The sequence below is a fragment of the uncultured Enterovirga sp. genome, from assembly GCF_964242715.1.
Taxonomy (GTDB): domain Bacteria; phylum Pseudomonadota; class Alphaproteobacteria; order Rhizobiales; family Beijerinckiaceae; genus Enterovirga.
Genome location: NZ_CAXTAZ010000033.1, coordinates 1 through 22,671 on the forward strand (window position 1 = coordinate 1; position 22,671 = coordinate 22,671).

Below are 22,671 nucleotides of genomic sequence, written 5' to 3' on the forward strand. Positions count from 1 at the left end.
ACGTAGAACATCTCGCCCATGGTGAGGCCGATCGCCGGGATCACCACCCAATGCCAGGGCTGCTGCACCTCGGTCGTCTCGTTCGGCCGCACCTCGACACCCCAGGTGTCGGAGCAGATCGCGGCGATCTCCTTGGCCTGCGACCAATAGCAATTCTCGAAGCGCACGCCCGGCGCGTCGCCCCCGGCATAACCGCCCCATTTCTTCTCGTGCAGGCAGCGCTCCATCTGGCCGGTCCGCACGATCACGAAATCGCCTTTTCGGATTTCGACACCCTGCGCCTCCGCCGTCGCATCGAGCTCGTCGTTCGAGATGCCGTAGCCGTCCTCGAGCCAGTCCACGCCCTTGTGGCGGGCGACATCGAGGAGGACACCGCGGCCGACCATCTTGGCCCGCGTATGCTCGATCCCAAGCTCCTGCACGCCGCCGCCGTCGACGAGCCTCGCGTCCAGATCGTTATACATCTTGTCGTCGAGGAAGATGTGGCCGAGCGAATCCCAGTGCGTCGCCGCCTGCACGGGCATGTTCAGCGCGTCGTCGGCGAAGCGGAGCTTGTTCGTGTGGTCGAAACGGCCTGCGATCGCGTCCGTGCCGGTCGCCAGCATCGTGTGGATCGGATTCCAGCGCCCGCCGAAGAGGCCGGTCTGCGGACCCTGGTTGTTCAGCGGAATGCCCATCGCGAAAACCTCGCCCGTGCGGACGAGCGTCGCGGCCTCGCGGATCATCTCGGGCGTGATATGGTTCAGCGTGCCGATGCGATCGCCGGCGCCCCACCGTCCCCAGTTCTTCAGCTTCTCGGCCGCTTCGTAAATCGCGGCCTTGCCGACCTGGATATTCATGCGGTCCTTCCCTTGCACCAGCGTTCGGAGACGGTGGTTCAGAGAGGCCGCGCCGACGGTCGCGCCTTCCTCCCTGGGTCCGTATCTTCGTTGTTGAGCAGATGTTAAATAACGCGGCCCGGGGGTCAAGCCGGTCCTTCGCCGCCTGGTCACGGGCCGGATAGCGAGGTGCGATGAGGTCGAGCCTTCGGTTGAACGTGAATGGCGTGGTGCGGGAGGTCGAGACCGATCCGGACGCGCCCCTCCTGGCCGTGCTCCGGAACGAGCTCGACCTGAAATCGGCGCGGTTCGGCTGCGGCCACGAGCGCTGCGGCGCCTGCATGGTGCTGCTCGACGGCATCCCGGTCTATTCCTGCACCCTGCCGGTCTCGGCCGTCCGGGACGGCGCGATCACGACCGTCGAGGGACTGGGCGACGAGGCGGCTCCGCATCCGATCCAGATGGCGCTCATCGAAGAGCAGGCCGGGCAATGCGGCTATTGCCTGTCCGGCATCCAGATCTCGGCCGCCGCGCTGCTCGCCCGCACGACCTCGCCCTCCCATGACGAGATCAAGACCGCGCTCGAACCGAATCTCTGCCGCTGCGGAGTCCACCTTCGCGTCATCCGCGCCGTCGAGCGTGCCGCCACGATGCTCCGCGAAGGCGTGCCCGCATGATCCGGAACACGCTGCCCCAGAGCCTCGTCGACAACCCGCGGCTCGACCAGTGGATCGCCTTCGAGCCGGACCGCACCGTCGCGCTCAAGACCGGCAAGGTCGAACTCGGCCAGGGCATCCTCACGGCGCTGCGCCAGATCGCGGCTGAGGAACTCGACCTCGAGCCTCGGCAGTTGAAGGTCGTCTCCGGCGACACGCAACTTTCTCCCGCCGAAGGCGTCACGGCCGGTTCGCTGTCGGTCGAGATCGGCGGCGGTTCGATCCGGCTCGTCTGCGCCGAGGTGCGGGCCCGCATGCTGGAGAGTGCGGCGGCCCGGCTTGGCGCGGATCCCGCCGAGCTGTCCGTGGAGGCCGGGGAAATCCGGCGCGCCGGGGCGCGGACCGCGCTCGATTACTGGTCCCTCGCCGGCTCGGTGGAACTCTCGGCGACGGCGACGGGATCGGTGCCGACGAAACGCCCCTCGGAATACCGCGTCGTCGGACGGAGCGAGCAGCGGCTCGACCTGCCCGGCAAGGTGTTCGGGGCGCCCTTCATCCACGACATGGCGCTTCCCGGGATGCTGCATGCCCGGATCGTGCACCGGCCCTGGGCGGGTGCGCGGTTCGCGAGCCCGGACGAGGTGCTGGCGCGCTTGGCTGGTCCCGAGGTCGAGCTGATCCGGGACGGCGATTTTCTCGCCTTCGTCTCGCGGGACGAGACCGCCTGCGCGGCGGCACTCGGCCGGGCGTGGCAGCGTCTCGCATGGACAGGCGGCGAGCCGCTCTCGCCCGAGCACGGGCAGGCGGCCTGGCTCTTGTCCCAGCCGACGAGCGACCGGCAGATCGGGCCCGACAACCGCCCGGACCCCGCCGCCGCGTTCCGGCTCGATGCCCGCTATTCACGGCCCTACCTTGCCCATGGCTCGATCGGCCCCTCCTGCGCCGTGGCGCTGTTCGCGGGCGGCCGCCTCAATGTCTGGACGCACAGCCAGGGCGTCGGACCGCTCCGCGCCTCGCTCGCCCAGGTCCTCGAACTCGCGCCGGACCATGTCGTGGTCCATCACCAGCAGGGCGCGGGCTGCTACGGCCATAACGGGGCCGACGACGTCGCCCTCGACGCGGCGCTCGTGGCCGTGGCTCGCCCAGGCGTGCCGATACGCGTCATGTGGATGCGCGAGGACGAGCTGTCGTCGTCGCCCTTCGGGGCGGCGATGATCGTCGAGATCGACGCGGGCTGCGAGGCGGACGGCCGCGTGCTCGACTGGACGCTGACGGTGACGAGCCCCACCCATGTCAGCCGCCCGGGCGCCCATGGCGAGGTGCATCTGCTCTCCTCCGAAGCGCTCGCAAGGCCCTGGCCCCGTCCGGACGGCAAGGATTTTCCGGACGAGCGCGGCGGCGGCGCGAGCCGCAATTCTCTCGCGCTCTACGATCTGCCTCCGCAGCGGATCGTGCACCGGCTGGTCCCAAAGCTTCCCGTCCGAACCTCCGCGCTGCGCGGGCTCGGAGCGCTCGCCAACGTCTTCGCGATCGAGAGCGCGGTGGACGAGATCGCAGAGCGCGCCGGCCGCGATCCGGTGGCGTACCGGCTGTCCATGCTGAGCGATCCGCGTGGCCGCCGCGTGATCGAGCGGGCCGCCGAGATGGCCGGCTGGCAGCCCGGCCTGGAGGGCGGAACCGGCATGGGCCGCGGCATCGCCTTCAGCCGCTACAAGAACCACGCCGCCTATGCCGCGATCGTGGCCGAGGTCGAGGTGGACGAGGAGGTGCGGGTCCGCCGCCTCTGGGCAACCGTCGATGCCGGGCTCGTCATCAACCCGGACGGAGCCGCGAACCAGATCGAGGGCGGCATCATCCAGGCGGTGAGTTGGGCCACGCAGGAGGAGGTGCGGTTCGAGGACGGCTGCGTCGCGACCTCGACCTGGAACACCTACCCGATCCTGCGCTTCTCGCAGGTGCCGGACGTCGAGATCGCCCTCGTCGGCGACCCAAACGACCCGCCGCTCGGGCTGGGCGAGGTCTCGCTCGGGCCGACGGCGGCGGCGATCGGCAATGCGGTCGCCCATGCGCTCGGCATCAGGATGCGGGACCTGCCCCTCACGCGCGACCGCATCCTGGCCGCGATGGAGGCGGGTTAGGCGGCCTTCCTGCGCTCCTCGAAACGCGCTGCGTTCGGCACGGGGAGCGGCGGGTTGGCGCTGTCGAGGAATTCCACCGTCGTGAAGATCAGGTCGGCCGTTCCTGTATTCTCGAGGTCGTGGATCTTGGACGCGCCGGCCGCATAGCGCTCGTGCTGCGTCTCGCCCGGCACGTAGTCGCGCTCGTAGGTCGAGCCGTCCTGATGGTGGGAGCGGGCGCGGCCGCCCGTGATGCAGGTCCAGAAATAGTCGAGCACATGCTTGTGGAAGCCATAGCGCTCGCCGGGCTTCAGCCGGATCGTCCAGACCCGCACCCGCTCGTCCTCGGAGACGAGCTCGTTGCCGACGCATCCGTTCCGAACGGCGCGGGCCAGTTCGTCGGTCAGCCATTGCGGCCAGGGAGCATGCTCGATCGCATTGCCGGGCGTCATCGTCATCGCCATGCGAACCTCCAGACGTGCACTGTTGAGCACTTGATCAGCAAGATTTGAGGTGTCAAGGCTCGCGGCCATGAGGACCTGCCAAGCGGGCTCGCGCCGGAGTGTGGGCCGATGAGCGCCGCGATCGAGCCGGCCAAGAAGGCGTTCCGCCGACTGGCCCCCGCGGACCGCCGCAGGCAGATCGTCGACGCCGCCGTCGCCTATTTCTCCGAATTCGGCTTCGAAGGTGCGACCCGGGGCCTGGCGGATCGGCTCGGCGTCACGCAGCCGCTGATCTACCGCTACTTCCCGTCCAAGGACGAGCTCATCCGCGCCGTCTACGAGGAGGTCTATCTCAGCCGCTGGCGGGGCGAGTGGATCGAGCTTCTCGGCCGCCGCGAGGCGCCGCTTCGCGAGCGCCTCGTCGCCTTCTACGCGCATTACACGGGGGTGATCTTCGAGCCGCAATGGATGCGGATCTACCTGTTCTCGGGCCTGCGCGGACTCGACATCAACCGCTGGTGGATCAGCTTCGTCGAGGACCATGTTCTCCGCACGATCTGCGAGGAGGTCCGCGTCTTCGCGGGCCTGCCCGGAGCCGCCGAAATCCCGATCACGGCGGCCGAGATCGACGGCTATTGGCTCTTCCACGGCGGCATCTTCTATTACGGTATGCGCGAGAACGTGTATGGCGTCGCGCCCCGCACTCCCCTGCCCCACTTCATCGAGATGTCGATCGACAGCTTCCTCCAGGGCTTTCCCGAAACCGTGAAACGCGCTCTCGCGTAAAGCCTGTTGCACGCCACCGCCGCGTCCTTTATCGGCCGATAAACAATGGAGAAGGAGATGGCGAGCGGCAGGCGGGCGCTGGTGATCGGCGGCTCGATGAGCGGCCTGTTCGCCGGCCTGCGGCTCATTCGCGACGGCTGGGATGTCGAAGTCTTCGAGCGGTCGCCTGTGGAATTGGCGGCCCGCGGAGCCGGCATCGTCACGCAACCGCAGGTGTTGGCGACGCTGCGCGACCTCGGCCTCGCCGCGACGCGCGACCTCGGCGTCGACGTGAGCCGGCGCCAGACGCTCGACCGTTCCGGCCGTGTGATCGCGGAGACGGTCCGGCCTCAGGTCGCGACCTCCTGGAACCGGCTCTTCGGCATCCTGCGGGCGGTCTTCCCGGGCGAAAGCTACCATCTCGGCCGCGACCTCGTTGGGGTCACGCAGGACGAGGCGGGCGCCACGGCCATCTTTGCGGACGGGACGACCTCCACGGGCGATCTCCTCATCGGCGCCGACGGTTTCCGCTCCAGCGTGCGCCGCATCTTCGCGCCCGAAACGCTGCCGAGCTATGCGGGCTATGTCGCCTGGCGCGGACTCGTCGAGGAGGCCGTGTTTCCGCCCGACCTGCATCGCCGCATGTTCGACCACTTCTCCTTCGGCCTGCCGGCGGAGGAGCAGATCCTGGGCTACCCGGTCGCGGGCGACGACGAGCACGCGAGCGAAGGTGGCCGCCGCTACAACTTCGTCTGGTACCGGCCGGCAGACGATGCGACCGACCTGCCGCGGCTTCTCACGGACGAGGCCGGACACCGGCACGAGATGTCGATCCCGCCTCCCCTCATCGCCGAGGCGGTCGTCGCCGAGATGCGGGCTCATGCGGAGGAGGTATTCGCGCCGCAATTCCGCGAGATCATCCGGCTGACAGAACAGCCCTTCCTGCAGCCGATCTACGACCTCGAATCGCCCCGCATGGCCTTTGGTCGCGTGGCCCTGATCGGCGACGCGGCCTTTGTCGCCAGGCCCCATGTCGGAGCCGGAACGGCGAAGGCCGCGGGCGACGCCATGTGCCTCGCCGACAGGCTACTCGACACCGGTGACGTCTCGGCCGCCCTGGCCGGCTTCGAGGCCGAGCGGCTCGAGATGGGACGCCGCATGGTCGAACAGGCCCGTCATCTCGGCACCTACATGAAGCGCGACTTCGCGAGCGACGCGGAGCGGGCCAGGGCGGAGCGCCATCGCTCGCCCGAGGCCGTGATGGCGGAGACGGCGCTGCTGGATTTCCTCGACGCGTAGCCCGGCAGCGCCCGCAGCGTCGGGTGCCTACAGCCCGAGGATCCGCTTCGCGTTGCCGCCGCAGATGGCCGCGATCTGGCCCTCGTCGAGCTTCGACGACACGACATGGCCAACCGGATCGTAATCCGCCATGTCGAAGGGGTAATCCGTTCCCATGACGATCTGGTCCACCCCGAACGTCGCGACGAGATTCTCGAGCTGGCCCGGCGTGAACACGACGGTGTCGAAGATGACCTTCTTCAGGTAGCTCGTCGGCGGATTCGGCAGGTCGGCGTGACAGTCCGAGCGCGCGCCCCAGGCATGGTCGATCCGGCCCCAATACGCGCCGAGATAGCCGCCGCCATGCACGGCCAGGATCTTCAGGTTCGGGTGCCGCTCCAGAACGCCGTCGAAGATCAGGTAGTGCAGCGCGAGCGTCGTCTCGAGCGGGTTGCCGATGACGTTGTTGAAATAGAAGCGCTCGAAACGCTTGCCCTCCGTGAACCCGTTCGGGTGGATGACGACGAGCGCGCCGAGTTCCTCCGCCTTCGCCCAGAACGGCGCGAATTCGGGGTCGGACAGCTCCTTGCCGTCGACGTTGGTCAGGACCTGGACGCCCTTGAAGCCGAGCTCCTTCATGCAGCGCTCGAGCTCCTTCGCGGCCTCCTCGCCATCCGGCATCGGCACGGTCCCCATCCCGATATACCGATCGGAGGCGCGCGCCACGAACTCGGCGATGCCGTCATTCACGATCTGGGCGGCCTTCACGGCGATCTCGATCGGCACGGTGTAATAGCATTGCGGCGGCGGCGGCAGGATCAGCTGCTGGTCGAGCCCCATCGCCTCGAGGTCGCGCAGGCGCTGGTCGAAACCGGCCGGCGTGATCCGCGTCTTCAGATCCTGTTCCTGTTTCGCGTTGACGGCCCGGGTCTCGGGCGATTGCCAGCGCACGAGGGGCGTCGTCATCGGGTCGAAATGCTGGGCGACGAACTGCCCGGCCGCCGGAATTCCGACATGGGCGTGCATGTCGAAGGTGAGGCTCCTCGGGCGGTTCGTCCGGCCCGGCTTCGGATGAGGGCGGGCGGCGGTCGGGTCGTACTTGTTCCAGATCTCGGCCATGACAGCTCCTGAAGGATCGAGGTTCGAGGAAGGGTGGAGAGGGCCAGCGCCGGGGTCCGGTCAGAACACGCCGAGATGCTGCGCGATGACGGCCTCGTCGGCCTGCAGGGCCGCGGGCGTGCCGGTGAAGACGACCTCGCCCGTGTTGATGATGGCGACCTCGTCGGCGAGATCGAGCGCCAGCTTGATGTTCTGCTCGACGAGCACGATCGAGAGGCCTTCGGTTTTCAATCGCGCGATGATGCGCCCCACCTCGGCCACGATCTGCGGCGCCAGTCCCTCCGAGGGCTCGTCCATGAGGAGCACGCGCGGGTTGGTCATCAGCGCCCGGCCGATCGCGAGCATCTGCTGCTCGCCGCCCGAGAGCAGGCCGGCATTCTGGCTCTTCCGTTCGCGCAGGCGCGGGAACATGTCGAACACGCGCTCGATCGTCCAGGGCGCCTTCGCGTCGCGGGCCGGCTTGCGGGACGCGACCGCGAGATTCTCGCGAACCGTGAGAGAGCGGAAGATGCGCCGCCCCTGCGGCACGAGCGCGATGCCGCGCGAGGCCATCACCTCCGGCTGGCATTTCGAGATCGGGTCGCCAAACACCTCGATCGCGCCGTCGCGCATCTGCACGAGGCCGACCGTCACGTTCATGCAGGTCGACTTGCCGGCCCCGTTCCGGCCGAGAAGTCCGAGCAGCCGACCCTCGCCGAGGTCGAGCGAGATCCCGTGCAGGACGTGGCTGTCGCCGTAGAAGGCGTGCACGTCGGAGAGGGTGAGCGCGCTACGCCCCAAGATAGACCTCCCGGGTGCGCGGGTCGGCGACGACGTCCGCACGCGAGCCCTCGACGATCACCTCGCCGAAATGCAGGAGCGTGATCCGGTCGGCGAATTCGAGAGCGACATCCATGTCGTGCTCGATCATCACCATGGTGACGTCGCGCGGGATCGAGGCGAGGAGCCGGCTGACGTCGCGGCGTTCGTCGACCGAGAGGCCCGCAAAGGGCTCGTCGAGCAGCAGCACCTTCGGGTTCTGCGCGAGCGCCATCGCGATCTCGACGCGCCGGCGTTCGCCGTAGGAGGTCTCGCCCAGCGCCCTGTGCTTCATCCCCTCCAGGCCCACCCGGGCGAGCGCGGCCTCGGCCCTCTCGATCAGCTCCGTCTGCCGGTCGAGCCGGACGAACGGGTTCCAGCGCACCGGCGACAGCCCGAGCAGCGCAAGGGTGACGTTGTGCAGGATCGTGTCGCGTCCGAACAGCGTGATGATCTGGTAGGTCCGGGCGAGACCGAGATGCGCCCGCATCCGGCTCGGCACCCGGGTGATGTCCTGGCCGAGGAGCGAGATCGTGCCGCTCGTGGGCTTCAGGTCGCCGGTGATCTGGTTGAAGAGGGTCGTCTTGCCGGCCCCGTTCGGCCCGATGATCAGGCGCCGCTCCCCGGGCGAGACGTGGAGATCGACGTTCCGGGTGACGTGGAGCCCGCCGAAGGATTTGCACAGGCCTCGAACCGTGAGGGCGCTCACCGGCCGCCCTCCCCGGCCGCGTTCAGCTCGGCGGAGGCCCGGCCGGCCCGCAGCCGCGCGCGAGCGGCCCGCCAGAGGCGCGCCGTCCCGGGCACGAGACCCTCCGGCATGAAGCTGATGATGAGGACGAAGATCAGCCCGAGGACCATGTTCCAGCGTTCGACATAGGCCGAGACGACGTTCTTCATGATGACGACGATCGCGGCGCCGACCACCGGTCCGGCAAGCGTCGCCGTGCCGCCCGAGATCACCATCAGCAGCGCCTCGGCGGAGGTCTGGAGCGCCATCACCTGCGGGCTGATGAACTGGTTGTAGTAGAGGAACAGGAGCCCGGCGATCGCGGTCCAGAAGCCCGAGAACAGGAAGGCCACGAACCGGATCAGCCAGACGTTGAAGCCGAGTGCCCGCATGCGCCGGGGCTGGTCGCGCGTGCCGCGGAGGCTGGCCCCGAAGGGCGAGCGCACGAAGGCCAGCATCGAGACGAGGCAGAGGATCAGGATCACGTAGACCGCGACATAGAAGGCGCGCGGTTCGGTCAGGTCGATCCCGAACGGGGCTGGGCGGCCGGACACGTTCACGCCGTTGTCGCCCTGGGTAAGGCTCGCCCAGCGATACGCGATGCCCCAGAGGATCTGGCCGAGCGCGAGCGTGATCATCAGGAAGGCGATCCCGGTCGAGCGGAGTGCCAGGACGGCGAAGAGCGCCGACATCGCGACCGCGCCGAGAACGGCGGCCGGGATCGCGACGGCATGTCCGTAGCCCGCGGCCAGGAGCAAGGCGGCCGTGTAGCCTGAGAAGCCGAACAGGCCGGCATGGCCGAGCGAGACGAGGCCGCCATAGCCGACGAGGACGTTCAGCCCGAGCGCGAAGATCGCCCAGAACAGGATCTGGCTCGCGATGTTCACGTAATAGAGGCTCGGCATCCAGATCGGCACCGTCGCCAGAATGGCGAGCAGCAGGGTCGCCCAGGCGATCTGTCCCTTTCGCGCGGTCATGCCTCTATCCGTGGAGGGGCGCGGGGCGAATGACGATACCGCTCACGTCGCCACGCGTCCGAGCAGGCCCTGCGGCCGCAGGATGAGGACCAGCACCATGGGCAGGAACAGGATCACGTAGGCGAGGTCCGGAAACATCGCCTGGCCGAAATTGTACAGAAAGCCGATGATGAAGCTCCCGATCAGCGCCCCGACGAGGCTGCCTGCGCCGCCGAGGATCACGACGATCAAGGCGAGCGGCAGCATGTCGGCGTCGAGGCCGGGATAGACGGACAGGAACGGCGCCCCCATCACGCCCGCGAACGCCGCGAGGCCTGCCCCGAGGCAGAAGATGATCGTGAAGAGCCGCGACACCTTGATGCCCATCACGCGCGCCATCGGCGCGTCGTCGACGCCGGCCCGGATCATCGCCCCGAGCCGCGACCAGTCGATCAGGATCCAGAGCGCGATCGCGACGACGATCGCGATCGCGATGATCGCGAGCCGGTAGATCGGGAAGAACATGCCCATCGCCCGCACGCCGCCCGCAAGCCCGGGCGGCGTCGCGGGCTGGATCGGATCGCCCGTCCAGATCATCAAGCACAGGTCGGCGACGACGAAGGAGAGGCCGAGGGTCAGGAGCACCTGCGCAAGCTCCTGCCCGGCCAATCGGCGCAGCAGCAGGCGCTCGATCAGGCCGCCGATCACCACCATGGCCCCGGCGCTGACGAGGGCGGCAAACCAGAAATTATAGCCACGCTGCGTCAGGCTCGCGCCGAGATAGGCGCCGAGCATGAAGAACGAGCCATGCATCAGGTTCGGGATCCGCATCAGCCCGAAGATCAGCGAGAACCCGGCGGAGAGCAGGAACAGCAATCCGCCGAGGCTCAGGCTGTTGACGGTGAGGAGCGGCCAGACGGCCATTTTTTCGGCGGCTTACTGGAGGTTCTTCGCGGGTGGATAATCCCTGGAATAAACCGGCTGCTTGACGAACTCGGCCGGGTCGTAGGTCCAGAACTGGCTGACCTTCTCGTAGGTCTTGATAGTCTTGTTCACGAGCTTGCCGCCCTGGCGCTCGCAGCGCCGGATGAACACCTCGCCGACGACGTTGCCGTTCTGGTCGAAGCTGATCGGCCCGCGCGGCGTATCGGTGAGGGACACGGCCTTCAGAGCGGCCATGACGGCTGTCTTGTCGTCGGTCTTGCCGTCGAGCTTCGCGATGGCGGCCTCGATGCACTGCCCGGCGATGTACATGCCGGCCGAATAGGCGCCGGCGATGACGTCGTAATCCTTGGCCATGGCGGCGACGAAACGCTTGTTGGATTCGGTGCCGTGGTCGGCCGTGTAGTAGGTCGCCGAGATGGCGCCGACGGCCTCGTCGCCGAAGCTTTTCAGCAGCGCATCGTCGAGGGCCGTCCAGCCCCCGGTGATCGGGATCTGTCCCTTGAGGCCGAGATCGGAATAGGCGCGCAGGAACTTCAGCGGGTTCGAGCCGGCGAAGCCGGTGAAGACGCCGTCCACCTGCCCGATCTGCGCGATGAAGGGCGTGAAATCGGGCGCGTTCAGCGGCGGCCAGAGCTTCTTGACGATCTTGCCGCCGTTCTCCTCGAAGACGCGAAGGAACGCGCCGACCTGCTCGTGGCCGAAGGCGAAATCCTCCGAGATCGTGGCCATCCGCTTGAGCTTCATCTCCTTGGCGGCGTAATCGGCCATCACGTGCGAGCATTGCCCGGAGGTCGCGGTCGGCCGGATGATCCACGGATTGACGTTGCGCTGGGTGACGTCCTCCGCCGCCGCGACGCTAATCAGCGGGATCTGCTTCTGGCGGACGTAATCGGTGATGGCGAGGAGTTCGAAAGCCGCGAGCGGGCCGAGAATGATGTCGACCTTGTCGCGCTCGACCACCTCCTGCGCTTTCGTGCGCGCGCCCGCCGGATTGCCGCCCGTATCCGCCGTGATCAGCTCGACCTTGCGGCCCCCGAGCGTCGAATTCTTCTCCTTCAGGAAGGTCGCGAGCCCCTGCTCCATCTGGATGCCGCCCTGCGCGAGCGGACCGGTCTTCACCGTCAGCAGTCCGATCCGGAACGGCGCCGCCTGCGCGCGAACGAGGTTCGGCATCGCGACCGCGGCCGTGGATGCAAGTGCGCCCTTGAGAATGGTCCGGCGTTGGATGGTCATGGGTTCCTCCTCGGGTTCGGCGCTGGTTTGGTCTCGCCGCTTCTGTGTGTCAGCTTGGCTTCGGAATGACGGGCAGGAGGATGAACGCCTGCCTGTCCGGCCCGAAATGGAGCGTCGTCGTGCCGCCGAAGATCTCGGGCGGGCGGTCCGCGGGATCGTCGTGCAGGAACGGTCCGCACCCGGTCAGCTCGTTCTTGAAATTCGACAGCTTGCCGCCGCTTCCGCCCGGATAGACATAGTCCCGCCCGCGGACGGACAGGCCGAGCCGGTGGCCTGCCGGCACGACGATGCAGGTCGGCCAGACCTCGATGTCGAGTTCGACGATCTCGCCTGGGGTAAGAAGCTGACGCTCGTCATGGGTGTGGTACGGCCGGAAAGGGAGCGTCAGTTCGGGATCGAGCTTGCGATGCGACGCCCTAAGCCAGCCCTGCGCGACCGGCGTATGCGGGTCGATCGCGCCCTGGAAGGTGACCTCTTTCATGTCGGGCGCGAAGACCCGCAGCACGAGGAAGAGTTCGGCGTCCTCCGTAGAGGAGGACACGAAGAGCTTGGCCGCGATCGGCCCCGTGATTTCCGTCTCCCGTTCGAGTGCGGGGGTCAGGAAGGTCAGCCCGTCCCCCATCGCCTCGAAGCTGCGTAGCGCCACGGCCGGGGGCGGGGCCGCCGCCAGCGAATCCGTGGCGAGGTCGAGATGCAGCTTCGTCCATTCCGTGCGGGCCAGCGGCCACTCGTTTTCGGCGCGCTCGATGAAGCGCTCGCCCGGGTGACGAACCTGAAGCAGGATGCGGGGCTGGCGATCCCAGCCGTTATCCTCGCCCTTCAGGAAATGGTCGAAGAAGCGAAGCTGCAGCTCGCGGCCGTAATCGGTGTAGAAATGCGTCCAATGCTCGAGCCCGTGCACCTCGAGCCATTTATTCGGCGAGGCGGCCCGCATGAAGGCCTCGAAATTGCCGCGAGGGTGCAGCCCCTGCCCGCCCCAATTCGCGGCCGACAGGAACGGCACCTCGATCTCCGACCAGACGGGCGAGCGGTCCTGATGGTAACGGTCGTCGAGCGGGTGGGCGCGGATCTCGGCTCCGAAATCGCAGCGGTTGGCCGCAAGCTCCTCGTCGGAGAGCGTCTCGGGACCGCAGACGAGTTCGCCATGCGCGCGGCTTCGGCGACCCCGCTCGCCGGCGCCGTATTGCACCGTCTTCACCTGCATGTCGTACCAGTTGGCCCAGAAGGTCGACAGGATCCCGCCGTGATGGGTCATGTCGCGGTACCAGTCGGCCGATCCCTCCCAGATGCACATGGCGGCAAGGTTTGGCGGCTTGTGCTTGGCGACATGCCACTGGTTCGAGCCGAAATAGGAGACGCCGTTCAGGCCGACCTTGCCGTTCGACCAGCCTTGCGCCGCCGCCCATGCGATGCAGGCGACGTAATCCGTCTGCTCGCGGGGACCGAAATGGTCGATATAGCCGGGCGAGCAGCCGCAGCCGCGGGAATCCACCCGGACGCAGGCATAGCCGTGCGGCACCCATTTCTCCGGATCGACGACCTCCCAGGCCTGGTAGAGGTTCGAGGAGCCGGCCGGGACATCCGGATGCTTGGCGGCCATGATGCTCCAGGCGCTCGGATATCCGTCCTGGAAGGCGAGGCCCTTGGCGTAGGGCCCGTAGGTCAGGAGGACGGGGTGGCGGCCCTCGGACACCGGACGGAACACGTCGGCGCGCAGCACGAGCCCGTCATCCATGACGACCGGAAGGTTCCAGTCGACGCGCATGCCGTCGCGGATCTCGGAGCGGTGTTGCCCCTCCGTGCCAGGGCCGAGTGGGGACCGATGGTCCAGCGCCACGCTCAGAATATTCTCTCCCGTATGCTGTTCTTGGCTGGACGTTAGGTGTGGGTCGCCAGGCTCGAAAATTATAAAATCGCGGTCGCGCGATCAGATTGACTGATGGCTTCGCCGCCCGATCGGCTCTGGATGATCCTGCAAACCGCAGCGGTGTCGAGCGGACCGAGCCCCGCCTGTATCGCCGCAGCGTAGACGGGGCCCGAGGCCGAGAAGAGCGGTGTCTCGACCCCGAGATCTGCCGCGAAGCGGCCGATCACGTCCATGTCCTTCTGCCAGACCGAGACCTTCATGGTCGCGGGCTCGTAGCGATCCGCCGCCATCATCGGTGCCCGCAATTCGAAGATGCGCGAGGTCCCGGCCCCAGTGGAGATCAGCCTCACGATCTGGTCCGGATCGAGCCCCGCCTTGGTGCCCAGCACCATCGCTTCCGCCGAGGCGACGTTGTGGATCGCGACGAGCAGGTTCGCGACGAGCTTCATGCGCGTGCCGTTGCCGAACCGGCCGAGGTCGTGCGCCTCGCGCGACAGATCGGCGAAGATCGGCATCATCCGGGCGATCGCGCCCGCGTCGCCGCTCGCATAGACGACGAGGTCGCGGGTCTCGGCCTGCGCCCCGGTCCCCGAGATCGGGCAATCGAGCGACACATGTCCGGCCCCCGACAAGGTCCCCTCGAAGGCGAGCTTGTCCTCGAGCGAGAGGGTGCTCGCCTCCGCGACGATGCGGGGCGGGACATCGGTCGCCGCGATCGCGTCCGCGGTCGCCCGAACGGCGGCCGGGCTCGGCAGGCTCGTGATGATCAAGGGCGCGCGCCGGGCGAGATCGGCGACGTCGGCCGCCAGCGTGATGCCGTTCCGGGCAGCCTCCTCGCGCCGCTCGGGGCTGAGATCGAAACCGACCACCTCCCAGCCGCGGGACACGAGGTTCCGGGCCATCGCGCCGCCCATGATCCCGAGGCCGACGATCCCCGCGATGTCCCTCATGCAGCCTCCCTGCCCGCGGCGTCGGCGTCCGCGTTGGCATGTTCAGGACCCCATGCTAGCGCTTTTGATCGGGAGATAAATAGGCAGGCAGGAATGCGCATCGGAGTGGCGGGCCTCGGCCGCATGGGCGCTGCGATGGCCGCCCGGCTGCAGGAACTCGGGCACGACGTCGTCGTCTGGAACCGGTCGCCTGAGAAGGCGAAGCCGCTGGCCAATGCCGGGGCAACCGTCGCGTCCTCGCCGGCCGAACTCGCGGGCCAGGTCGACGCGGTGATGACCATCCTGACGGACGCCGGCGCGATCGACACCGTGTATCGCGGCGAGCGCGGCCTTCTCTCGGCCGACCTCGCCGGCAAGCTCGTCGTCGACATGAGCACGGTCCAGCCCGAGACCGAGATCCGGCTCGCCGAGGATGTCCGGCGGACCGGCGCGATCTTCGTCGAATGCCCGGTCGGCGGCACGGTGATGCCCGCACGGACCGGCAAGCTCCTCGGGCTCGCCGGTGGCGAGGCGGCCGATGTCGAGCGTGCGCGCCCGATCCTCGACGGGCTCTGCCGCCGGCTCGACCATGTCGGCCCGGTCGGCGCGGGAGCGAGCATGAAGCTCGCGATCAACCTGCCGCTTCTCGTCTTCTACCAGGCACTCGGCGAGGCGCTGACCCTCTGCCGCCATCTCGGCCACGACCCGAAATGGCTGATGGAATTCTTCTCGGACACGTCCGGGGGCGCGAACGTGCTCAAGGTCCGCGGGCCCGCGATCGCCGAAGCCCTGTCCGGCGGCGACCCGCCTCCCGCCTTCGACATCGGCTCGATCCGCAAGGACCTGAGGACGATGGTGGCGGAGGCCAAGACCCGCGGCGCGAGCCTCCCGCTCGCGGAGCGCACGCTCGCCGTCTACGACGAGGCGGCGGAGGCCGGCTGGGACAGCCGCGACGGCGCGAGCCTGCCGTCCTATTGGCCCGGCAAGGCCTGATCGTCCGCCGCTGATCTCATCGGGCCGCTTCAGCGAACGGGTCCGCCTCCCCTTCGGGCAGCGGGACCTCGAAGGCGTTGATGGTCATGGAGATCAGGCCGTAATAGCCGAGCACGCCGACGAGATCGACGACGCCGATCTGGCCCAGTGCTTCGACGGCCTGCCGGTAGGTCGCATCCGACACCCGTCGCTGTCGCAGCAATTCGGAGGCGAAGGCGTAGACGGCCTTCTCGTCGGGTTTGTCGAGGATCGGCTCCCGACCGACCCGGATCGCCTCGACGGCGGAGGGGTCGAGCCCGACCTGAAGCGCGATCGGGGCATGGACCGCCCATTCGAACCCGGCCTGCCAATGCGCGCCCGTGGTGATGATGGCGAGTTCCGACAGACGCTGCGGCAGGCTCGTGCCGTAGCGGCAGAAGGCGCCGAGCGCCTGCGCCCGCTCGGCCAAATCCGGGCTGTTCACCCAGACCCGCAGCGGACCTTGCACGACCCCGCGCGGCCCCGAGAGGATGGCGTCGTAGACACGCCGCTGCTCAGGGCTCAACGTGTCCGGCTCGATATCGGGAAGGCGGGGCATCAGATCCTCGTCGTAGGGTGAGGGAGGCGGGATTGCAGCTCTGGGGCTTCTGGCGGTCGCTCGCGACCTTCCGCGTGAGGATCGCGCTCAACCTCAAAGGGATTTCCTTCGAAGAGACCTCCATCGATCTCATAGCCGGCGTCCAGCGCAGCGAGTCGTACCGGGCCGTCAACCCGCAGATGGTGCTGCCGGCGCTGGTCGACGGAGAAGGTCCTGTCCTGTTCCAATCGCTCGCGATCCTGGAATATCTCGAAGAAACCCGTCCCGAGCCGCCACTCCTGCCGACCGACGCGCGCGGCCGGGCGCGTGTCCGCGGACTTGCCGCGATCGTCGCCGCCGATTCGCACCCCTTGATCGTCCCGCGGGTGCGCGAATATCTGGATGCCGAGCTGGGGATCGCGGAGGAGGCGCGGGCACGATGGTGCCGGCACTGGATCGAGGCCGGCCTCACCGCGATCGAGAGCCATCTCGCGACGGAGCCGGAGACCGGGCGCTATTGTCATGGCGATACGGCGACGATCGCCGACATCTGTCTCGTCAGCCTCACGGTGGGCGCCAATCTCTTCGGCGCCCGGCCAGAGAACCTGCCGCATGTGACGCGCATCGCGGAAAGCTGCTTGGCGGAGGCGGCGTTCGCCGATGCCCATCCGCTCCGCCAGGCGGGCGCGCCGCCCCAGGCGTAAGGATCGCTCACGCCGGCTCGACGGCCACGGGAGCATTGGTCGCCGCGGAACGGCAGATGGCTTCGAGCACGGCGACGTTGCCGACCTTCTCGGCCTCCGTGAAAGGATAGGGCGCGCCGCCGATCGCCCGCGCGAACGTCTCGAGGCCCTCCCGGACCGTGTCGCGCCAGTCGTAATCCCGGCTCTCGCGGCGGCCGTCGCGGTATTGCACGGTGAGCGTCGTCGGGCCCGGCGTGTCCGGATGCGTGTGGTTGCGGATCTCGGCCCACCCCTCGGAGCCGAAGACGGTGAGCCCGATATAGAGCGGGGTCACCAGGATCGCGTTCAGGTAGCCGGTCGCGCCGGATTCGAAACGCAGGAGGACGGAGATCACGTCCCCGGTCCGGTGGTAGGCGACCCGGCTCGTCGTGGCCGCGAAGACCTCCCGGATGGGCCCGAACAGGTCGAGATAGAGGTCGGTGAGGTGGACGCCCATCGCCGTCATCCCGGCCGCCGGGGCATCGGCCGGCGAGGCGCGCCAATCGCCTTCCGGGACGTTCGCGAGCTTGTCGTGGCTGAAATTCGCCTCCGCATGCATGATGGTTCCGAGTGCGCCGCTCCGCACCAGCTGGCGCAATTCGCCGATCGCCGCCTCGTAGCGCCGCTCGTGCCCGATCCCGAGCATGACGCCCGCTTGGCGGCAGGCCTCGACGGAGCGCTCGGCATCGGCACGGTTCAGCGCCAGCGGCTTCTCGCAGAAGACATGCTTGCCGGCGGCGGCGACGGCCAGAACCTGCCCGGTGTGGAGCGCGTGCGGGGTCGCGAGGATCACCGCGTCGATCTCGGGGTCCCGCAACACCTCCGGCAACTCGGACGCGAACCGGATCCCGTGCTCGGCCGCGAAGGCGGAGCGCTCCGGATTGGTCTCGACGGCCGCCACGATTCGCAGGACCTCGGAACCCGCCATGCGCCGGACGATGTGTTGTCCCCACCAGCCGAGCCCGGCCACGGCAGCCTTGATCACGTCCCATCCCCCGTTCGTCAGGCGTCTTCGGGCAGCGGCAGATGCGTCCCGTAGCGGCCGGCCGCGAAGATCAGCGGCTCGCCGTCGCGGTAATGCGCCTGCATCACGCGCCCGATGAAGATCATGTGGTCGCCGCCCTGGACCGTGGTCTCGGTGCGGCATTCGAAGATCGCGAGGCTCTCGTCCAGCATCGGGCAACCGGCGATCCCGGCGGAGAAGTCCACGTCCTCGAACTTGTCGTGCCGCGGCGTCGCGAAATGGCGCGAGGCGACGCTCTGCGAGGTCGAGAGCACGTTCACGACGAAATGGCCGGACGAGGTGAAGCTCTCGAGCGACGGCGCGGCGAGCCTGAGGCTCCACAGCACGAGCGGCGGGTCGAGCGACACGGCCGAGAAGGAATTCGCGGTCAGGCCCTCGTATTTGCCGTCGGGCGTGCAGGTGGTGATCACCGTCACGCCGGTCGCGAAGCGGCCGAGCGCCTGCCGCAGCAGGCGAGGGTCGGTCGTGTCTCCATCCAGCGGCAGGGACAGCATGGTCATGGGCGCCGGGTAGCGCATTTGCATTCGCTCGGAAAATGATGGTTTCTTCTCCGCGTCATCAATAAACGCGATGCCGGGGCGCGGGATGGTCGGCAGTCTTCAGGACATCCGGCTCTTCGTGGCCGCCTACGAGGAACGCTCGTTCACGGTCGCCGCGCAGCGCGAGAACGCCACGCAATCGGGCGTCTCGCAGCATATCCGCAAGCTGGAACAGCGCTTCCGGGTGGCACTCTTCAGCCGCGACAAGGGACGCGTGACGGCGACGCCCGCCGGCGACGCCTATTACCGGGCCTGCCTCGACGTTCTGCGCGCCCACGACGCGGCGACGAAGGTGGCGCAATCCTACGGCGGCGGCCTCGAAGGCGAGGTCGTGGTCGGGCTGATGCCGACGATGACCCGGTGCGTCCTCGCGCCGGCTTTGGCGCGGTTCACGTCCGCCCATCCGAATACGGCCATCCGGGTGGTGGAAGGCTATAGCGGGACGCTCACCCACCTCGTCCGGGGCGCCGAACTCGACTTCGCCATCGTACCCGGCACGGCCGCCATCGCCGGGATCGTGAGCCGGCTTTTCATGCGGACGCCGGAGGTGCTCGTCGGGTCCGCGGCGCATTGGCCGCGGCGGACGATGGAGCCGGTGCGTCCCGCCGAGCTCGGCCCGCTCCGGCTCGTGGTCCCGAGCCGGGTGAATACGCGCCGGATCAGCATCGAATCCTACTTCGCCTCGAACGGCGTCGCGATCGAGCGGCTGATCGAACTCGACGCGATGTTCGGGACGCTCGACCTCGTCGGCCGCTCAGACTGGGTCGCGGTGCTGCCGGGCATCATGGTGGCGGGCGAGGAGGAACCCACGAACCTGCTCATCAACCCGCTCGCCTCGCCGTCGCTGACACTCGACCTCGTCCTGATCGAGCCGGCCCGACGCGCGATCTCTCCTGTCGCGGGCGCCTTCCTGGCCGTCCTCGAAGAAGAGGCCCGGCGCATCAACTCGCGATGGGCGGCCCCTGAAGCGACCTACCGGGCCGCCTGATCCTGGCCGAGACGGTCCGTCTCCGCGAGGTACCAGTCCAGGATCTCCTCCCCGGTCATCCAGGCCACGCCCTCGTGGCCGAGGATGTAGTCGTAGAGCTCCTCGAGATAGCGGATCCGGTGCGGCACGCCCGTGAGATAGGGGTGGATCGAGATCGGCATGATCCGCGGGGTCGTCGCGCCCTCCTGGTAGAGGCGGTCGAACGTGTCCCGCCCGCGGCGGAGGATTTCGTCGGAACCCTGAAGCTGCACGGCCGAGATCACGACGTCGTTCACCTCGACCGGATAGGGCATCGCGACCATCCGGCCGGACCGCACGTTCACCGGGACCGGCTGGTCGTCCAGGACCCAGTCGGCCACGTATTCGATCCCGGCCTCGGCGAGGAGGTCGATCGTCTCGTCGGTCTCGGTCAGCCCGGGGCTTTCCCAGCCGCGCGGCGCTCGTCCGGTGAAGTCGCGGATCGCCGCGATCGTGTCCGCGATCGCGGCGCGCTGGTCCTCGACCTTGTGCATCGGGCCCTGCACGTAGCCGTGGCCCATGAACTCCCAGCCGGCCTCGCGCGCCGCGGCGCAGGCCTCTTCATAGACCCGGCAGGAGCTGCCGTTCACGGCGAAGGTCGCCTTCAGCCCGCGGCTGCCGAGCGCCTCGATGAAGCGCCAGAAGCCGACCCGCATCCCGTATTCGTGCCAGGACCAGTTCGGGACATCCGGCAGGAGCGGCTGACCCATCGGCGGCGGCAGCACGGTCCGGGGCATCGGCAGCGTCGGGCGCCAGGTCTCGACATTGACGATGGTGTAGACCGCGACCCGCGCGCCGCCCGGCAGCTTCAGCGCCGGACGCCTCGTGATCGGCTGGTAGGGAATCCGGTCTCGTACCGAGCCGCCGACCTCGCCTGCCCTGTCGGTCAACCGCGTCTCCTCCGTCCTAGATGACCTTTCAGGACCGCCCGGCCGGCTCCAGGCCGAGCATGATCTCGGCATTCTGCACGGCCGCGCCCGAGGCGCCCTTCCCGAGATTGTCGAGCCGCGCCACGAGAAGGGCGTGTTTGTCCCGGCCATAAACCCTCAATTCCATGAGGTCCGTCCCGTTCAGAGCCTCGGGCTCGAGCCGCTCGTCGGGCGGGGCCGACACGACCCTGACCTGTCCGCCCTCGGCCGCGCCGTAATGCGCCCTGAGCGCGGCTTCGAGATCGGCCACCTTCGGCGTGCCGGGAATCCGGTCGAGATGAAGCGGGATGGCGACCAGCATGCCCTGACGGAAATGCCCGACCGCCGGGATGAAGATCGGCTGCGCCGTCAGCCGCGCATGCACCATCGTCTCGGGCAGGTGCTTGTGCTCGAAGCCGAGCCCGTACAGCTCGAAAGCCGGTCCCTGCCCGCCCTCGAAGGCCTCGATCATGGTGCGGCCGCCGCCGCTATAGCCCGACACGGCATTGATCGACACGGGATGGCTGGCCGGCAGTAGGCCCGCATCCACGAGCGGACGGAGGAGAGCGATCGCCCCGGTCGCGTAGCAGCCGGGATTGGCGACCCGGCGTGCCCCGGCGATGGCCTCGCGCTGGCCGGGCGCGAGTTCGGCAAAGCCATAGGTCCAGTCGGGGACGGTGCGGTGGGCCGTGCTCGCGTCCACGATCCGGGGCGCGTCCGGGCCGAGCGAATCCGCCAACGCCACCGCCTCCCGGGCGGCCGCGTCGGGGAGGCACAGGATGGCGAGATCGGCCTCGGCCATCATCCGCTTCCGGGCCTCGGAATCCTTCCGGAATTCCGGCGCGATCGACCGGATCGCGAGATCCTGTCGGCCTTCGAGGCGTTCACGGATCTCGAGGCCCGTCGTCCCGGCCTCGCCATCGATGAAGATCGTCGAAATCCCGGCCCGGGCCGGCTTTGCCGCCTGAAAGACCATGTTCATGATCGCGTCTCTCGTCTGGGAGGGTGCGCGGCAGCAGAGGCAATAAAAAAGCCGCGCTGCAGCGCGGCTTGATGAGGCTCGAAGTCCCGGCTCAGCCCGCGCGTGGTCGCTCGGAGGAACGACGTCGAAGGGAGCGGAGGCGGGTCATCGCCGCGACATGACAGCGCGACGGTCCGAAGTCAATCACGGGCCTGCGAGCGGCGATGCAGCACGCGAACGTCCCCTCTAGAGCCATGCCGTATAACGAGGAAAGGCGGCCATGTGGCCGCCTTCCCGAGCCCGGAGAGACCGGATCAGCGCTTCGAGAACTGGAAGCTGCGGCGGGCCTTCTTGCGACCGTATTTCTTGCGCTCGACCACGCGAGAATCCCGCGTCAGGAAGCCCTCGCGCTTCAGTGGCGGCCGGAGATCCGGCTCGAAATGGGTCAGGGCCTTCGACAGGCCGTGGCGCACCGCGCCGGCCTGGCCCGAAAGCCCGCCGCCCGCGACCGTGACGACGATGTCGTACTGGCCGAGACGGTTCGCGACCTGGAGCGGCTGCTGGATGATCATCCGCAGAACCGGCCGGGCGAAATACTGCGTGACCGGACGCTGGTTCACCGTGATCTCGCCGGAACCCGGCTTGATCCAGACGCGGGCGACCGCGTCCTTGCGCTTGCCGGTCGCATAGGCGCGGCCCTGGGCGTCGATCTTCTTCTCGTAGCGGGGCGCCTCGTCCGCCTGGGCGGGGGCGATCTGCTGGCCGAGGTCGGAAAGGGACTGGAGGACAGCCATGTCAGTTGCTCACGTTCTTGCGGTTGAGGGCGCCGACGTCGAATGGCTCGGGCTGCTGGGCGACGTGGGGATGCTCCGTTCCCTTGTAGACCCGCAGGTTGCCCATGATCTTCCGGAAGAGCGGCCCGCGCGGCAGCATGCGCTCGACCGCCTTCTCGACGATCCGCTCCGGAAACTTGCCGGCCATGATCGACTTGGCCGAGCGCTCCTTGATGCCGCCGATATAGCCGGTGTGGTGGTAATAGACCTTCTGCTCGAGCTTGCGGCCGGTGAACTTCACCTTGTCGGCGTTGATGACGACGACGTTGTCGCCGCAATCGACGTGGGGGGTGTAGATCGGCTTGTGCTTGCCGCGGAGCCGCATCGCGACGATCGTGGCGAGGCGGCCGACGACGAGGCCCTCGGCGTCGATCACGATCCACTTCTTCTCGACATCGGCGGGCTTGAGAGAGAACGTCTTCATGTCAGGTTCCAGATGGCCGGCGGCCGGAGCAGGGCGGCCGGGCCGCCGAACGCG

At 68.3% G+C, this 22,671-nt stretch carries 24 protein-coding genes; 7 read left to right on the plus strand and 17 right to left on the minus strand.

From position 1 onward, the window contains the following. Positions 1 to 839: cyclase family protein (locus ACFE87_RS15915; RefSeq protein ID WP_375460632.1), on the minus strand; the 839-nt coding region annotated here is incomplete at its 3' end. A gap of 173 nt (positions 840 to 1,012) precedes the next feature. Between ACFE87_RS15915 and ACFE87_RS15920 the strand changes: the two genes are divergently transcribed. Next, entirely contained in the window at positions 1,013 to 1,495 is a 483-nt protein-coding gene (locus ACFE87_RS15920; protein ID WP_375460633.1) for a (2Fe-2S)-binding protein, read from the plus strand. Then, on the plus strand, positions 1,492 to 3,612 hold the full coding sequence (locus ACFE87_RS15925) for a molybdopterin cofactor-binding domain-containing protein (protein WP_375460634.1): 2,121 nt from the start codon (positions 1,492 to 1,494) through the stop codon (positions 3,610 to 3,612). Before ACFE87_RS15920 ends, ACFE87_RS15925 begins: the two co-directional genes overlap by 4 nt. Here ACFE87_RS15925 and ACFE87_RS15930 read toward each other — a convergent pair. Beyond that, complete coding sequence (locus tag ACFE87_RS15930) at positions 3,609 to 4,049, minus strand: hypothetical protein (RefSeq protein ID WP_375460682.1); 441 nt, start codon at positions 4,047 to 4,049, stop codon at positions 3,609 to 3,611. The two genes, ACFE87_RS15925 and ACFE87_RS15930, sit on opposite strands and share 4 nt — an antisense overlap. 114 nt (positions 4,050 to 4,163) lie before the next feature. Here ACFE87_RS15930 and ACFE87_RS15935 point away from each other — a divergent pair, with 114 nt between their 5' ends. Both ACFE87_RS15935 and ACFE87_RS15940 read left to right on the plus strand, forming a co-directional pair. Next, complete coding sequence (locus ACFE87_RS15935) at positions 4,164 to 4,820, plus strand: TetR/AcrR family transcriptional regulator (protein WP_375460635.1); 657 nt, start codon at positions 4,164 to 4,166, stop codon at positions 4,818 to 4,820. Positions 4,821 to 4,877: 57 nt separating this feature from the next. After that, on the plus strand, positions 4,878 to 6,098 hold the full coding sequence (locus ACFE87_RS15940; protein ID WP_375460636.1) for an FAD binding domain-containing protein: 1,221 nt from the start codon (positions 4,878 to 4,880) through the stop codon (positions 6,096 to 6,098). A gap of 27 nt (positions 6,099 to 6,125) precedes the next feature. Here ACFE87_RS15940 and ACFE87_RS15945 read toward each other — a convergent pair whose 3' ends face one another. The 8 genes from ACFE87_RS15945 to ACFE87_RS15980 all read right to left on the minus strand — a co-directional run bounded on the left by ACFE87_RS15945 (position 6,126) and on the right by ACFE87_RS15980 (position 14,672). Further along, positions 6,126 to 7,196, minus strand: a complete 1,071-nt coding sequence (locus tag ACFE87_RS15945; protein ID WP_375460637.1) for an amidohydrolase family protein — start codon at positions 7,194 to 7,196, stop codon at positions 6,126 to 6,128. Positions 7,197 to 7,256: 60 nt separating this feature from the next. After that, a complete protein-coding gene (locus ACFE87_RS15950) occupies positions 7,257 to 7,976 on the minus strand; it encodes an ABC transporter ATP-binding protein (RefSeq protein WP_375460638.1) in 720 nt (239 codons plus the stop codon). Next, a complete protein-coding gene (locus ACFE87_RS15955; RefSeq protein ID WP_375460639.1) occupies positions 7,966 to 8,703 on the minus strand; it encodes an ABC transporter ATP-binding protein in 738 nt (245 codons plus the stop codon). Before ACFE87_RS15955 ends, ACFE87_RS15950 begins: the two co-directional genes overlap by 11 nt. After that, positions 8,700 to 9,698, minus strand: coding sequence for a branched-chain amino acid ABC transporter permease (locus ACFE87_RS15960; RefSeq protein WP_375460640.1), 999 nt, complete (start codon positions 9,696 to 9,698; stop codon positions 8,700 to 8,702). Before ACFE87_RS15960 ends, ACFE87_RS15955 begins: the two co-directional genes overlap by 4 nt. Before the next feature lie 42 nt (positions 9,699 to 9,740). Then, positions 9,741 to 10,601 carry a branched-chain amino acid ABC transporter permease gene (locus tag ACFE87_RS15965; RefSeq protein ID WP_375460641.1) on the minus strand — a complete coding sequence of 287 codons (861 nt, stop codon included), beginning with the start codon at positions 10,599 to 10,601 and terminating at the stop codon, positions 9,741 to 9,743. A gap of 12 nt (positions 10,602 to 10,613) precedes the next feature. After that, the gene (locus ACFE87_RS15970; RefSeq protein WP_375460642.1) at positions 10,614 to 11,855 is read right to left on the minus strand and encodes an ABC transporter substrate-binding protein; all 1,242 of its coding nucleotides are present in this window, start codon (positions 11,853 to 11,855) and stop codon (positions 10,614 to 10,616) included. A 49-nt stretch (positions 11,856 to 11,904) separates the two neighbouring features. Further along, positions 11,905 to 13,620 (minus strand): CocE/NonD family hydrolase, encoded by a 1,716-nt coding sequence (locus ACFE87_RS15975; RefSeq protein ID WP_375460643.1) that lies wholly within the window; start codon positions 13,618 to 13,620, stop codon positions 11,905 to 11,907. Between the two features lie 140 nt (positions 13,621 to 13,760). Further along, positions 13,761 to 14,672: an NAD(P)-dependent oxidoreductase gene (locus ACFE87_RS15980; protein WP_375460644.1), complete on the minus strand. Its 912-nt coding sequence runs from the start codon at positions 14,670 to 14,672 to the stop codon at positions 13,761 to 13,763. A gap of 33 nt (positions 14,673 to 14,705) precedes the next feature. On the opposite strand from ACFE87_RS15980, the gene ACFE87_RS15985 reads away from it, so the two are divergent. Next, on the plus strand, positions 14,706 to 15,644 hold the full coding sequence (locus ACFE87_RS15985) for an NAD(P)-dependent oxidoreductase (RefSeq protein ID WP_375460645.1): 939 nt from the start codon (positions 14,706 to 14,708) through the stop codon (positions 15,642 to 15,644). Between the two features lie 16 nt (positions 15,645 to 15,660). On the opposite strand, the gene ACFE87_RS15990 is transcribed toward ACFE87_RS15985, so the two are convergent. Beyond that, on the minus strand, positions 15,661 to 16,221 hold the full coding sequence (locus tag ACFE87_RS15990; protein ID WP_375460646.1) for a carboxymuconolactone decarboxylase family protein: 561 nt from the start codon (positions 16,219 to 16,221) through the stop codon (positions 15,661 to 15,663). A 32-nt stretch (positions 16,222 to 16,253) separates the two neighbouring features. Here ACFE87_RS15990 and maiA point away from each other — a divergent pair, with 32 nt between their 5' ends. Continuing rightward, a complete protein-coding gene (gene maiA / locus ACFE87_RS15995) occupies positions 16,254 to 16,904 on the plus strand; it encodes a maleylacetoacetate isomerase (RefSeq protein ID WP_375460647.1) in 651 nt (216 codons plus the stop codon). A 7-nt stretch (positions 16,905 to 16,911) separates the two neighbouring features. Here the strand turns inward: maiA and ACFE87_RS16000 are convergent, their stop codons facing one another. Both ACFE87_RS16000 and ACFE87_RS16005 read right to left on the minus strand, forming a co-directional pair. Further along, positions 16,912 to 17,907: a Gfo/Idh/MocA family protein gene (locus tag ACFE87_RS16000; protein WP_375460648.1), complete on the minus strand. Its 996-nt coding sequence runs from the start codon at positions 17,905 to 17,907 to the stop codon at positions 16,912 to 16,914. Positions 17,908 to 17,924: 17 nt separating this feature from the next. After that, positions 17,925 to 18,464, minus strand: coding sequence for a flavin reductase family protein (locus ACFE87_RS16005; protein ID WP_375460649.1), 540 nt, complete (start codon positions 18,462 to 18,464; stop codon positions 17,925 to 17,927). 67 nt (positions 18,465 to 18,531) lie between these two features. On the opposite strand from ACFE87_RS16005, the gene ACFE87_RS16010 reads away from it, so the two are divergent. Further along, positions 18,532 to 19,473, plus strand: a complete 942-nt coding sequence (locus tag ACFE87_RS16010; protein ID WP_375460650.1) for a LysR family transcriptional regulator — start codon at positions 18,532 to 18,534, stop codon at positions 19,471 to 19,473. Here the strand turns inward: ACFE87_RS16010 and ACFE87_RS16015 are convergent. The 4 genes from ACFE87_RS16015 to rplM form a co-directional block, all read right to left on the minus strand. After that, complete coding sequence (locus ACFE87_RS16015) at positions 19,458 to 20,381, minus strand: polysaccharide deacetylase family protein (RefSeq protein ID WP_375460651.1); 924 nt, start codon at positions 20,379 to 20,381, stop codon at positions 19,458 to 19,460. The genes ACFE87_RS16010 and ACFE87_RS16015 overlap by 16 nt on opposite strands. A gap of 28 nt (positions 20,382 to 20,409) precedes the next feature. Further along, entirely contained in the window at positions 20,410 to 21,381 is a 972-nt protein-coding gene (gene argC, locus ACFE87_RS16020; RefSeq protein ID WP_375460652.1) for an N-acetyl-gamma-glutamyl-phosphate reductase, read from the minus strand. A 293-nt stretch (positions 21,382 to 21,674) separates the two neighbouring features. Next, positions 21,675 to 22,154 carry a 30S ribosomal protein S9 gene (rpsI, locus tag ACFE87_RS16025; RefSeq protein WP_375460653.1) on the minus strand — a complete coding sequence of 160 codons (480 nt, stop codon included), beginning with the start codon at positions 22,152 to 22,154 and terminating at the stop codon, positions 21,675 to 21,677. Position 22,155: 1 nt separating this feature from the next. Next, positions 22,156 to 22,617 carry a 50S ribosomal protein L13 gene (gene rplM, locus ACFE87_RS16030; RefSeq protein WP_375460654.1) on the minus strand — a complete coding sequence of 154 codons (462 nt, stop codon included), beginning with the start codon at positions 22,615 to 22,617 and terminating at the stop codon, positions 22,156 to 22,158. Positions 22,618 to 22,671: the final 54 nt, after the last annotated feature.

What these genes read in the sequence shown, in the direction of transcription:
- ACFE87_RS15920 (WP_375460633.1), top strand. Translation starts at nt 1,013, where the DNA reads ATGAGGTCGAGCCTTCGGTTGAACGTGAATGGCGTGGTGCGGGAGGTC.
- ACFE87_RS15925 (WP_375460634.1), top strand. Translation starts at nt 1,492, where the DNA reads ATGATCCGGAACACGCTGCCCCAGAGCCTCGTCGACAACCCGCGGCTC.
- ACFE87_RS15930 (WP_375460682.1), bottom strand. Translation starts at nt 4,049, where the DNA reads ATGACGATGACGCCCGGCAATGCGATCGAGCATGCTCCCTGGCCGCAA.
- ACFE87_RS15935 (WP_375460635.1), top strand. Translation starts at nt 4,164, where the DNA reads ATGAGCGCCGCGATCGAGCCGGCCAAGAAGGCGTTCCGCCGACTGGCC.
- ACFE87_RS15940 (WP_375460636.1), top strand. Translation starts at nt 4,878, where the DNA reads ATGGCGAGCGGCAGGCGGGCGCTGGTGATCGGCGGCTCGATGAGCGGC.
- ACFE87_RS15945 (WP_375460637.1), bottom strand. Translation starts at nt 7,196, where the DNA reads ATGGCCGAGATCTGGAACAAGTACGACCCGACCGCCGCCCGCCCTCAT.
- ACFE87_RS15960 (WP_375460640.1), bottom strand. Translation starts at nt 9,698, where the DNA reads ATGACCGCGCGAAAGGGACAGATCGCCTGGGCGACCCTGCTGCTCGCC.
- ACFE87_RS15965 (WP_375460641.1), bottom strand. Translation starts at nt 10,601, where the DNA reads ATGGCCGTCTGGCCGCTCCTCACCGTCAACAGCCTGAGCCTCGGCGGA.
- ACFE87_RS15970 (WP_375460642.1), bottom strand. Translation starts at nt 11,855, where the DNA reads ATGACCATCCAACGCCGGACCATTCTCAAGGGCGCACTTGCATCCACG.
- ACFE87_RS15975 (WP_375460643.1), bottom strand. Translation starts at nt 13,620, where the DNA reads ATGCGCGTCGACTGGAACCTTCCGGTCGTCATGGATGACGGGCTCGTG.
- ACFE87_RS15980 (WP_375460644.1), bottom strand. Translation starts at nt 14,672, where the DNA reads ATGAGGGACATCGCGGGGATCGTCGGCCTCGGGATCATGGGCGGCGCG.
- ACFE87_RS15990 (WP_375460646.1), bottom strand. Translation starts at nt 16,221, where the DNA reads ATGCCCCGCCTTCCCGATATCGAGCCGGACACGTTGAGCCCTGAGCAG.
- ACFE87_RS16005 (WP_375460649.1), bottom strand. Translation starts at nt 18,464, where the DNA reads ATGCGCTACCCGGCGCCCATGACCATGCTGTCCCTGCCGCTGGATGGA.
- ACFE87_RS16010 (WP_375460650.1), top strand. Translation starts at nt 18,532, where the DNA reads ATGGTCGGCAGTCTTCAGGACATCCGGCTCTTCGTGGCCGCCTACGAG.
- argC (WP_375460652.1), bottom strand. Translation starts at nt 21,381, where the DNA reads ATGAACATGGTCTTTCAGGCGGCAAAGCCGGCCCGGGCCGGGATTTCG.
- rpsI (WP_375460653.1), bottom strand. Translation starts at nt 22,154, where the DNA reads ATGGCTGTCCTCCAGTCCCTTTCCGACCTCGGCCAGCAGATCGCCCCC.
- rplM (WP_375460654.1), bottom strand. Translation starts at nt 22,617, where the DNA reads ATGAAGACGTTCTCTCTCAAGCCCGCCGATGTCGAGAAGAAGTGGATC.